This window comes from Paenisporosarcina cavernae (assembly GCF_003595195.1).
GTDB classification, from domain to species: domain Bacteria; phylum Bacillota; class Bacilli; order Bacillales_A; family Planococcaceae; genus Paenisporosarcina; species Paenisporosarcina cavernae.
Map to the genome: position 1 here is coordinate 693,720 of NZ_CP032418.1, position 11,535 is coordinate 705,254.

Consider the following 11,535-nt stretch of genomic DNA (forward strand, 5'->3'; position numbering starts at 1 on the left):
GTGAGTGCTTTTTTGACACAATGCTCTAGGTCAATAGCATTACCTACTACTAGCACAAAAGGAGGGAATCCCTTTGCCCGTAACGGATTGGTTTATCATTAAGTCACTCACTGTCCCGTCTTCTTGGATTGCCGTACTTTTCGCTCTCATCGTCACTGGAGTCATTTTATGGAAGCGTTTCGGAAAGGAAACAGAAGATTGGTATTCGGATGCGGCCATATTATTTCTACTCGTGTGGAAATTAAGCATCATCGTAACCGATTTTAATATGGTATGGAATTCGCCCATTTCGATTCTATACTTTAACGGTGGTGAAACTGGTCTTTACCTCGGATTAGTAGCCGCCATCGCGCGGGTATTCTACGTTTTATTCCAAAAAGGATTTGCCGAACGTGAGCTTGCTGCAATGCTTCTCGGAATGATTATGGTACAATCGCTGTATCAATTTGCGATGGTCGCGCTAAATGACGGATCACTTTGGCAAAAAGCAGTCACCGTCATCCTTTTTGCGGCTCTACTCTACGTGACGTGGATAAAAGCGTTCTGGTCCCACACGTGGCGCGTACAACTAACGATGCTGTTTTTACTTGTCCACTTCGTCGTCGCTTACGCACAACCAGACGGGATTTTGCAAACGCCGCTCTACATCACCGCGATTTTAGCGCTTAGCAGTATTGCAGTTCTAACGCTACGTGAGAATGTTCGCAAACAAGTGGAGGAATAACGTTGAAGAAGAAAATTTTTGGCTTAGTGCTCGTCGGTTTGCTGATCGTGATTGCGCTCGTTTCATACATTAAACAAGAATCCGAAACGCGCGAATCGGCACTAACAGACGAACAACTTGGTTCGGATATTGTGAACCAAACAACGAAAACAAGTTTAAAAGAAGGCGGCACGCCACCTGACTTTACGCTACAAACGTTAGACGGCGAGAAGACTCGTCTTTCTGATTACAAAGGAAAAAAAGTCATCGTGAATTTCTGGGCGACGTGGTGTCCTCCGTGTAAAGCGGAAATGCCGCATATGCAAAATTTCTACGAAGACCATGCAGAAGAGATGAATACCGAAATCTTAGCCGTTAACTTGTTAAGCTCGGACTCGATCGAGCAAGTCGAAGAATTCGTTGGCTACAACAAACTGACGTTTCCCATTCTTCTCGACGAAGAAGGCACGATCAGTAACGAATACGAAGCACTTACCATTCCAACGTCCTTTTTGATTAATACGGACGGGACCATCGCGCACCGCATCGTCGGTCCGATGGATGAAGACATGATGATCAATCTACTTGAAGGCATGGACTAAACTTCCGTCTTCTAGCAGTCCTAACTTCCTTTCACGCTACATACAGTAGAGATGGGAGGAATGCGAACTGACTAGAAGCCGGATTTTTTTGTTTGGCGGGATCATCCTCGCCGGACTTTTACTGTTTATTTTTTGGGGGAATAAAAGCCCTCAGCCTGGACCAGCTGCTGAAAACGTCAACCTACAGCCAATAGAAGAGGCGTACGAACGTATTTTACAATCGTCCATCACAGCTGTGAACGGGGAGCAGTTGTTAGAAGGGGCACTGCGAGGGATGACGGCGACGCTGCGCGACCCGTATTCGACCTATTTTTCCAAAACCGAAGCAATTGCCCATCACGAGTCCCTCGCAGATGAACGAGTCGGCGTGGGAATTGAAGTAATGGAAAAAGATGGCCGTTTTATTGTGGTGTCACCTTTGAAAGAAGGGCCAGCGGAAAAAGCCGGTGTGCAACCATTTGATGAAATTGTGCAAGTGGATGATGTGAAAATGGATGGGAAGTCGTTTGGCGAATTGTTATCGTCGATTCGTGGAAAAGAAGGAACGAATGTGAAACTTGTCGTCTACCGAGAGCGAGAAGATAAGCATTATACGTTCACCATGATACGTCAATCGATGGAAGTCATTACCGTGAAATCGAAGAAACTTGAACAAGAAGAAAAATCGATAGGTGTTGTTGAGATTTCTGTGTTCGGCGAAAAAACGGCAGAAGAATGGAAAAAACAAACACAGAAACTCATAAAAGAAGGCATTGATGGATTATTGATCGATGTCCGCTCCAACCCTGGAGGTTACTTAGGAAGTGTGCAACAAATTGCGTCTAGTTTGTTGGAACCAAATAAAGTATTCACGTATATGCAAGACCCAGAAGGGGTGCTGGAACCACTAACTGTCGCAACTGAGAAAGAAACCGATTACGTGAAAAAAATGCGGAACTTACCCGTTGTCTTGCTGCAAAACAGTGGAAGTGCCTCCGCTAGTGAAGTATTAGCAGGAGCCATTCAAGGAAACGATCGCGGCATTATTGCTGGAACGACGAGCTTTGGAAAAGGCACAGTACAAGAAACGTGGAAACTCTCAAACGGCGGAGAAGTGAAACTATCGAGTCACCGGTGGCTAACACCAGAGCGAAAATGGATTCACGGAAAAGGGATTAAAGTTGATTTAGAAGTGGAACAGCCCGCTCTATTTGAACTCCGTGTTAATCCTGCGACTAGTACGTCCGAGCTTGGTGACTTTAACGAAGACGTCGCCTATGCACAAAAAGTATTAAATGCCTTTGGCGAAGATTCCTTGCGAGAAGACGGTTTCTTTGACGGACAAACAAAACAAGCTGTCGTTACGTTTATGCATAAACGTGGAAAATCTTCCAGCGGTAAAATGGACATTGATTTCTACACTGTGCTTCATCAAGAAATCTCGAAATTTCAAGCAGATAAAGCAAACGACAAACAAGCCCAAATGGCGATCGGCTATTTATTTCATGTGTTGAAGTGATGGGGGAAATTTGATGGATCAACTATTTAGCATGACTCGTTAAATAATGATAGTACGATGCATTTATGAGCGGTTATGGTGATTTTAAAAACGTTCACCCTCCGTTTATGAGCGCTTAAGATTTTCGGGTTGCCGAACCCCCTCTGATAGAGCGTGCGGCTGTGCTGATAGAATAAGAATTGCCGCTTATAGAACGGTGAAATTCCTGATAGCGGAAGTTTTAGAATAGATTTTTGTGTTTTAGAATATTTATCACTCGATTCATTTACCCCTTACGCTGATCGTTTTGGCAATGTGGAAGGTTTTCGGTGAACCGAAAACCGATTATTTGGATGTCTTCGCTATTCAAGTGTGACGGAATAGCTAAGGTGTCCTTTTTTTATTTCGCAAAAGCATACGCATTCCCTTCTACGTTTGATACAATGGTAAGAAATGCTAGACCACGAGATGGGGGCTGGATTGTTTGTTAGTTCGAGCTATTGGAATGGAAATTTTACAAGGAATCGGCTGGTTGTTTGCGAATCCGGTGTTCTATTTGGCGATTTTGTTTGCGATCGTCTTAGGATATGTGCGAGTAAAAAATGAGCGAAAGCATTTTCGCATACGATTAATAGATGGTTGGAGTGAGCTTCGAGGACTCGTTTCCGAAACATGGGTGTATGCGCTTGTGTTGTCGGTCATTAGTGTGGCGGCAGGACTCGTGATTGGATCGGAAATTTTAGTCTTTTATAGTGTGATTTTAGCCGTGATGATTGTTCTGTTTATGTATGTCGCGGGATCGCCAGCGATTACTGCGCCAATTGCGATCGGACTGTTACTTCTCCTTACATATGTACGAAATACTCCCAATGTAGATGTGTGGAATTTGTCTTTATCACTAGAAGCATCCACGTTTGTCGGGTTTGGTATTTTAATCGGATTGCTCGTTGTGGTGGAAGGGTTGTTAATTTCTAAAAAAGGCGACCAGCTCGTTTCTCCGCGATTAGAAGAGACAACACGTGGATTGAAAGCAGCGACCAATCGAATGAAACGATTGTGGTTAGTCCCAGTTGTAACGATTGTCCCAGTTGGACTTCTTCCAGACTGGTTACCGTATTGGCCAACATTTCACATGGGAGACGGAACATACGGACTTGTATTATTTCCGTTTGTAATTGGGTTTGCGTTAAAAGCGAAACATTCGTTACCAGTAACGGTAATACCTCGTTTTGGACAAGCGGTACTACTGATTGGTTTACTGATGGTGGCACTAAGTTTAAGCGGTTATTGGGTGAAAGGACTCGTATTTGCAGCGTTTATTCTAGGGTTTATTGGCCGAATAGGTTTGTCGATTTTCTTTGGAATAAAAGAACGTGCCGGTAATTATGCGGTTGCGCCAAAATCTGAAGGCGTTATGATTGTCGGTGTTCTTCCTGAATCTCCTGCTGAACGTATGGGACTTGTCGTTGGTGAGTGCATTCGAAAGGTGAATGGGCAACTCGTGACAAATGAGCAAGAATTGTACGAAGCGATTCAAATTAATGCAGCACATTGCCGTTTAGAAGTGCTCGATTTCAACGGGGAAGTTCGCCTTCGCCAACACGTGATCTATCGACACGATCATCACCGCTTAGGGTTACTGATTATTTAACAATGCGAGTGTTTGGCACTCATGGTAGGAGAATGTAATGGATACGATGATAACGAAGTTTTTTTTAGCACTTTTTATCCCAGGCTTACTCGTGATTTTGTTTACTCGCGTGACATTTTCACATTGGGTTGCGTTGTTGTTGACAGTCGCTCTAATTGCCGCAAGTGTGTACGCTGGATTTACGCATACGTGGTTGTTATATATTGTGGATGCGTTTTCGTTAACAATTGGATTTTGGTACGCTACGCAGATGATGGAGCGAGGAAAACGAAAAGAATAAGAGATGCAAAAAGGATTCCAAGTGGAGTCCTTTTTTTATGTGTGGAATGAAAAACGAAAAACTAGAGAGTATGGAGCGATTTTATTACACTAAAGAAAAGGTCGCAAAAGAGGAGTTTTAGCGATGAAAAAGGGAATACTTCATCATGTGGAATTGTATGTTTCGAATTTAGCTAAAACAATTGAGTTTTGGGGTTGGTTGTTAGAAGAGCTAGGATACGAGGAGTTTCAATCATGGGAAAAAGGAAGAAGCTGGAAGCTTGGAGAGACATATCTCGTATTCGTCCAAACGGAAGAACGGTTTTTAGATATTCCCTATCACCGGTCTCGAGTCGGGTTGAATCATCTAGCTTTCCATGCAGATAGTGTGGAAGAAGTGGACATGCTCAGAGGTAAATTAGCAGATAGAGGTGTGCCGTTCTTGTATGCAGATCGGTACCCATCGAGACAAGAGAAACCGTACGCCATCTTTTTTGAAGATCCCGATCGAATCAAAGTTGAAATTGTTTTTTCAGCAATGTAGGCAAGTATCTTGCATTAAATATACCCCTGATGGTATATTATAAATACCCGAAGGGGTATATTTTGAAAAGTAGGATATACTTCATTTTCAAGGAGGATACATTCATGTATTTACGTTCATTTTTTGATGAAAAATTAGCACAGTATGCGTATTTAATCGGTTGTCAGCGCACAGGAGAAGCAATTGTGATTGATCCACCGCGTGATTCAACAGAAATTCAAGCAGTCGCAAAAAAAGAAGGATTACGTATTACAGCTGCAACAGAAACACATATTCATGCGGATTTTGTTTCCGGTTCACGCCAATTAGCACATGATACAAATGCTCATTTGTACTTATCTGACGAAGGCGATGCAGATTGGAAATACCAATATACAGATGGCTTAGATGTCACGATGTTAAAAGATGGCTCGACATTCTCGATTGGGAATATCGACTTTGAAGTAATGCACACACCAGGACACACGCCAGAATCGATTTCGTTTGTGTTAACGGATCGTGGGGGCGGTGCAACGAATCCACTCGGAATTTTCACCGGAGATTTCGTCTTTGTTGGTGATATAGGACGCCCGGATTTATTGGAAAAAGCAGCAGGTGTGAAAGAATCAGCTGAAAAAGGCGCTCGCCAAATGTACAACTCCATTCAACGTTTCAAAGCACTACCAGATTATTTAATGGTATGGCCAGGACATGGTGCAGGCTCTGCATGTGGGAAATCACTTGGTGCCGTTCCATCGTCAACAGTAGGTTATGAGCGTCAATTTAACTGGGCATTAAAAGAAGAAGATGAAGCTGCATTTGTTGCTGAATTGTTAAAAGATCAACCAGAAGCACCTGTTTACTTCGCAGAAATGAAGAAAGTAAACAAAATGGGTCCAGCGATTTTAGAAGATCGTCACATTCCAGAAATGACGGATAAAGCAGCATTTGAAGCAGCGTTAAATGATGACAACACATTTGTGTTAGACACTCGTCCTGCTAGTGTTGCAGAAAAAACGCTTGCAAAAGGCGCGATCAACATTCCGTTTAACAAAGCGTTCACGAACTGGGCTGGTTGGTTAGTAAAGTATGACGAGAAAATTGTTGTCATTGCGGATGAAGCAAATCGCACCGATATTGTAGATGCTTTACAATCAATTCACTTGGATAATGTAGTGGCATTTGTCTCTCCTTCTTTATTATCAGAAGTAGAAGTGACATCGTATGACACTGTAGATGTGGATCAGTTCAAAGAAGAAATGGATAACTCTTATGTCATGGACGTGCGTAATGATGTAGAATGGAACGATGGACATATTGATGACGCCCATCACCATTTCTTAGGAAAATTAAGAGAAACAACGTTGCCAAAAGATACTCCAGTATTAATGCATTGCCAAGGTGGTGCGCGCTCTGCAATTGGTGCGAGTGTATTGAAATCACTTGGTTTTGAACATGTGAAACATTTAGCTGGTGGATACGGAGCGTATGAAAAATCAGGAGGAAAAAAATAATGACAAATTCAGTAACGGTTTACTCAACAAATACATGTCCTTACTGTGACATGATGAAAAACTTTTTAAAACAACAAAATATTTCATTCACAGAAGTGAATGTGCAACAAGATCCAGTTGCGGCACAAAAATTAGTAGAAACTACGGGTCAAATGGGCGTACCACAAACAAATATTAACGGTGAATGGGTGCTTGGATTTGACCCGAATCGTGTCCTTCAGCTCGTAAAATAAGAAGGAGAGAATGATAATGGAGTACTCAAAATCAGTAAAAAACAGACTTCAACGCGTAAACGGACAACTACAAGGAATACTCCGAATGATTGAGGAAGAGCGAGATTGTGTCGAGGTAGTCACGCAGCTTAGTGCGATTAAAAGTGCGCTCGATCGTACGGTTGGACTTGTCGTGAGTGAAAACTTGGAGCGCTGTGTACGCGAAAGTGTACAATCTGGCGAATCAACGGATGAGCATGTGCAACAAGCTGTGAAGTTGTTAATGAAGTCGAGATAGGGGATTTTTAAATGGAATGGATTATTATTTTGGCGATTGTCGCGTTTATTGTGTGGCGTATGATGCCTTCAAAAGGTGTGTCGTCTATTAGTATGGGCGATTTGAAAAGCAAATTGAGCGATAAAAATGCGCAGTTTGTGGATGTTCGTACTCCTGGAGAGTATAAGGGACGTCATATTAAAGAGTTTAAGAATATGCCATTGGATCAACTTCCTTCGAAGTTGGGTCAGTTGGATAAAGAGAAAGAAACGTATGTGATTTGTCAGAGTGGTATGCGCAGTTCTCGCGCTGCAAGTATATTGAAGAAGGCTGGTTTTACGAATGTCGTGAATGTTCGCGGCGGTATGAGTCAGTGGTAGGAAAGTAAACTTTTTCGCATGCTGTGGTCGGAGATTGTGCGGATAGGTTTTACTAGTGGTGCTATTCCTTGTTCAGGGGGAATAGCACCTTTTTTGTTTAAAGAATGTTACTTTTAAAGATCTATCGATCTTTGTATTTCTAAACCTTTTGTTGCCGATTTTGTTTCAGACAGACGCTTAAGAACACGGATGTTCGCATGCCGAAATGCGACAAAACAAGGAAGTTTGCATGCCAACATGCCGCAGGACGCGGCGAATTTGATGGCCGAGGATGTCGCGTTTTTTCGGCTCAAGAGGCGCGGCTACAACTTCTTCCACTCGTTGGAAAGGATTTTCAGCTCGCTGATCCAAAGACATGGATTTCTGCATGCCGAGCAGCCGCAGGACGCGGCGTTCTGTTCGGCCCTGGTTGTCGCCGTCTTACACTGCAATCGTTTTTACTTCGTACATAATGTGGTTCTTCTTAGAATGACATGTTGAAAAAGGTGTAAGTATCTTTGTGCAATAACACTGGTGCTAACTTTCGAATAGTAGCGAAATTAAACTACTAAGGATGATGAAAAATTAATAGGAAAGTTCGTCTATGGAAAATTTATAAGAATCTATGGGCGAATTGAAGTGTTCTATGGGAAATTAGTGTGCTGCTATGGGAAATTTTTTCTGTCTATGGGAAGTTTTTTAATTTCTATGGGAAATTTCAAGTAGGATGATTTTCGGCAGGCCGAAAATCTGCGTTTGGGCAAAAAAGGAAGACTTTCGCTAGCGAAAGTCTACTGAATAGAAAAGATCGAATTCTTATTTAGATGTAGCTGACTACTGCAAGTATTGCGATGGAGCCCATGACCACTAGGATGACGTTTGCTCCTGCGAAGGCGAGGGCAAAGGCAGCAATGGCTCCAATGATGCCAAAAAGGATATCGCCTTCTTTGATGAAGAGGATGGCCGGAAAGATGAGTGCACCAAGGACGGCGTAAGGGATGTTTTTGAGTACACCGCTGATAACTGGTGGGAGTTCTTTTCCTTCTAAAAAGGTGAGCGGGATCGCACGTGGAATGTATGTAACGAGTGCCATGCCGAGTAACATAATCCAATAATTCATCCGTTAGTCGCCTCCTTTTTTGCTAGGTTGATGTACCATATTTCGACGATGATGGCTGAAAGGAGTGTCGCGACGAGTATGGACCAACCGGTAGATAGTAAGCCAGTAAAGTAAAGAAACATATGTATGACAGCTCCGGTAAATGCGAGCCAAATAACTTTGCGATTTTCTTTCATGGATGGAACGAGTAATCCAATGAACATTGCGTAAAGAGCTATGCCCATTGCTGCTTGTAGGAATGCAGGTAAAATGTCTCCAATAACATGTCCGACTGCGGTGAAGACGACCCAACTGGAGTAGCTGATGAGTATAACGCCTGCTGCGAAGGCAGTAGGAAGCTTCGATTCTTTTCGTGTTGCGAGGACGCTAAATGTTTCGTCTGTCACTCCGAATGCATACAATCCCTTTTTCCATCTGGCTGCGGGTTCCATTTTTTCATTCAACGAGGCAGTCATTAAAAAATGGCGAATGTTCACGATGAATGTGTTGAGAATGATGAGTGTTGGATCGACACTTTTGGCAAGTAGGGAAAGAGAAATATATTGTGCAGCCCCTGCAAAGACGAGAAGACTCATCGCGGTTGCTTCAATCATACTGAGCCCAGTTGTTTTTGCGAGCAAACCGAATGTGATGGCGATTGGGAAATAGCCAATGGCAATTGATGTTCCCGCTTTTACGCCTGAAGTAAATGTCATGGTGTGTGCCCCTTTTTTCTTTCTTTCCATCAGTATACAACTGTATAATGAGCTAAAACAATGTTGGATTTTGCAAGAGGTTGAGGTGAGCGGAATGGATTGGCTGACAACAGAGAATTTACTAGAATTGACGAAAGAATATCGCGCACTTGGACCAATTATCGGATTTTTATTGCCATTTTTAGAAGCATTTATCCCATTTTTGCCGTTGTTTATCTTTGTGTTTGCGAATGCGAGTGCATATGGTCTTTGGCTTGGGTTTCTTATCTCGTGGGCTGGTGTTGTCACGGGCTCGTATGCTGTCTTTTTAATTGTCCGTAAGTATGGACGGGCTCGCTTTATGCGAGTGCTGGTCCGCCATGAGCGAGTGCAGAAGTTAATTCATTGGATTGAAGTGCACGGTTTTGGACCGCTCTTTTTACTGTTATGCTTTCCGTTTACGCCTTCCGCTATTGTGAATGTAGTGGCTGGGTTATCCGATATGCGAAAAAATACGTATTTGTGGACCCTTTTGGCGGGAAAGTTCGTCATGATATTTACGATCAGTTTTGTAGGGTACGATATCCGCGCGTTAATCACACAACCAATTCGGACGGCAATTGTGGTAATTGTTGTTATTTTGTTGTGGTTCGTGGGTAAACAAGTGGAGAATCGATTAAATAAACAAGTAGAGGCGGACTTTCGAGAAATTCAGAAAGAAAGCGAGGCGAGGAAGGAGCAGGAATAGATGACGGATTGGAAAAAAGAGCTGTGGGAATGGTCAAAAGCAATTCTCATTGGCGTCCTTATTGTCATCATTGTTCGGTCTTTTCTCGTAACAAATTATACGGTGTCTGGCCAGTCGATGAATCCAACATTAGAAGACCAAGATAAATTGTTAGTAAGTAAAATATCGTACACTGTAGGATCTATGGAGCACGGTGATATAATTGTGTTTCATGCGAATGAAACAGAAGACTACGTGAAGCGTATCATCGGTGTACCAGGAGATACGATTGAGTGTATCGACGATACGTTGCGGATAAATGGCAAAGAAGTGCCTGAACCATATTTAGAAGATTTTGTTCAGTATGTGCATCCAGATGTCAATTGGACAAAGGATTTTACCTTACAAGGCTTGGAAAATGTGAATCAAGTTCCGGCAGGGAAATATTTTGTGCTAGGCGATAACCGGAAGAAAAGTACGGATAGTCGGAAATTTGGTTTTGTCGAGGAAGAAGATGTCGTTGGAAAAGTGGTCATGCGCTATTGGCCGATGAAAGAAATGAAAATAGGATTTACTCCGTAACCTCGGCCGATTTGGTCGGGTTTTTTTCGTGATTAGTCCCATTTGCTTACTGGAAATAGACTGGAAGTATCGTATACTTGTCAAAAGGAAACAGAGGAGTGTTGGAATGAAAAAGGGCATGTGGATGTTGATTGCTAGTCTCATAAGCTTGAGTATGATGACAGGATGCTCCGATTCTAAAGAAGAAGCGCAAGAACCTTCAGAACCGAAAGCTGGGGAACCAACTTCGTTTACAACGGTAAATGATGTGGAAGGTGTAACAATGGAAGTAAAAAAGGACTCGATTTCTGCAACAGGTGTAACGATTGTGTTCGAAAATACGACGGATGAAGAGTATACATATGGAGAAGATTATTGGCTAGAGAAAAAAGTGAATGATAAGTGGACGCAACTTCCTATTCTGGTTGAAGGGAATTGGGGATTTAATGCCATTGGTTATCAATTAGACCCTCATGACAAGAAAGAATGGAAGATTAGTTGGAATGATTTTTACGGAGAGATGGAACCAGGGGATTATCGTATGGTGAAAAGTATATTGCTAACGTTTGAAGCTGGTGGGTATGACAAAAGCTATCTCGCAGCGGAATTTACGATTGAGTAAAAAATAGCGAGAGGAATCATTTCCTGCTCGTTGTTTTATTTTTGTCGCCAGATTCGAATTGCGTAAGTTAACTTTCGATTACGTCTACTAACTTCGATTTGCGTCAACTAACTGTGTCGTTACGTAAAATAACTGCGAGTTTGTGTCAATTAACTCCCAGGATGCAGTAGAAAACCCAGTATTAGTGAGCTTTTTTGATGGAGTAAGCCAGAACAAAAATACGCTTGTCGGTTCGAGTAAAAAGAGGACATATGT

15 protein-coding genes are annotated in these 11,535 nt (G+C 42.5%); 13 read left to right on the forward strand and 2 right to left on the reverse strand.

The features are described 5' to 3' along the window. Positions 1-73: 73 nt before the first annotated feature. From D3873_RS03490 to D3873_RS03535, 10 genes are all read left to right on the forward strand, one after another. Positions 74-724 (forward strand): hypothetical protein, encoded by a 651-nt coding sequence (locus D3873_RS03490; RefSeq protein WP_119882722.1) that lies wholly within the window; start codon positions 74-76, stop codon positions 722-724. Positions 725-726: 2 nt separating this feature from the next. Continuing rightward, entirely contained in the window at positions 727-1,305 is a 579-nt protein-coding gene (locus tag D3873_RS03495) for a peroxiredoxin family protein (protein WP_119882723.1), read from the forward strand. Positions 1,306-1,393: 88 nt separating this feature from the next. Continuing rightward, complete coding sequence (locus tag D3873_RS03500; RefSeq protein WP_238473821.1) at positions 1,394-2,803, forward strand: S41 family peptidase; 1,410 nt, start codon at positions 1,394-1,396, stop codon at positions 2,801-2,803. A 463-nt stretch (positions 2,804-3,266) separates the two neighbouring features. Continuing rightward, the gene (locus D3873_RS03505; protein WP_238473822.1) at positions 3,267-4,433 is read left to right on the forward strand and encodes a PDZ domain-containing protein; all 1,167 of its coding nucleotides are present in this window, start codon (positions 3,267-3,269) and stop codon (positions 4,431-4,433) included. Between the two features lie 37 nt (positions 4,434-4,470). Continuing rightward, entirely contained in the window at positions 4,471-4,713 is a 243-nt protein-coding gene (locus D3873_RS03510; RefSeq protein WP_119882725.1) for a CsbA family protein, read from the forward strand. A 123-nt stretch (positions 4,714-4,836) separates the two neighbouring features. Continuing rightward, complete coding sequence (locus tag D3873_RS03515; RefSeq protein WP_119882726.1) at positions 4,837-5,235, forward strand: VOC family protein; 399 nt, start codon at positions 4,837-4,839, stop codon at positions 5,233-5,235. A 104-nt stretch (positions 5,236-5,339) separates the two neighbouring features. After that, positions 5,340-6,728: an MBL fold metallo-hydrolase gene (locus D3873_RS03520; protein ID WP_119882727.1), complete on the forward strand. Its 1,389-nt coding sequence runs from the start codon at positions 5,340-5,342 to the stop codon at positions 6,726-6,728. Beyond that, positions 6,728-6,961 (forward strand): glutaredoxin family protein, encoded by a 234-nt coding sequence (locus D3873_RS03525; protein WP_119882728.1) that lies wholly within the window; start codon positions 6,728-6,730, stop codon positions 6,959-6,961. The genes D3873_RS03520 and D3873_RS03525 overlap by 1 nt, the downstream gene beginning before the upstream one ends. A gap of 16 nt (positions 6,962-6,977) precedes the next feature. Then, entirely contained in the window at positions 6,978-7,238 is a 261-nt protein-coding gene (locus D3873_RS03530) for a metal-sensitive transcriptional regulator (protein WP_119882729.1), read from the forward strand. An 11-nt stretch (positions 7,239-7,249) separates the two neighbouring features. Then, on the forward strand, positions 7,250-7,597 hold the full coding sequence (locus D3873_RS03535) for a rhodanese-like domain-containing protein (RefSeq protein ID WP_119882730.1): 348 nt from the start codon (positions 7,250-7,252) through the stop codon (positions 7,595-7,597). Positions 7,598-8,396: 799 nt separating this feature from the next. On the opposite strand, the gene D3873_RS03545 is transcribed toward D3873_RS03535, so the two are convergent. Together D3873_RS03545 and D3873_RS03550 are read right to left on the reverse strand one after the other, a co-directional pair. After that, complete coding sequence (locus tag D3873_RS03545) at positions 8,397-8,696, reverse strand: AzlD domain-containing protein (RefSeq protein WP_119882732.1); 300 nt, start codon at positions 8,694-8,696, stop codon at positions 8,397-8,399. Next, positions 8,693-9,391, reverse strand: a complete 699-nt coding sequence (locus D3873_RS03550; RefSeq protein WP_119882733.1) for an AzlC family ABC transporter permease — start codon at positions 9,389-9,391, stop codon at positions 8,693-8,695. Before D3873_RS03550 ends, D3873_RS03545 begins: the two co-directional genes overlap by 4 nt. Positions 9,392-9,485: 94 nt before the next feature. On the opposite strand from D3873_RS03550, the gene D3873_RS03555 reads away from it, so the two are divergent. The 3 genes from D3873_RS03555 to D3873_RS03565 all read left to right on the forward strand — a co-directional run bounded on the left by D3873_RS03555 (position 9,486) and on the right by D3873_RS03565 (position 11,280). Beyond that, a complete protein-coding gene (locus D3873_RS03555) occupies positions 9,486-10,118 on the forward strand; it encodes a TVP38/TMEM64 family protein (protein ID WP_119884467.1) in 633 nt (210 codons plus the stop codon). Continuing rightward, positions 10,119-10,679, forward strand: coding sequence for a signal peptidase I (gene lepB / locus D3873_RS03560; protein ID WP_119882734.1), 561 nt, complete (start codon positions 10,119-10,121; stop codon positions 10,677-10,679). Positions 10,680-10,785: 106 nt separating this feature from the next. After that, positions 10,786-11,280: an immunoglobulin-like domain-containing protein gene (locus D3873_RS03565; RefSeq protein WP_119882735.1), complete on the forward strand. Its 495-nt coding sequence runs from the start codon at positions 10,786-10,788 to the stop codon at positions 11,278-11,280. Positions 11,281-11,535: the final 255 nt, after the last annotated feature.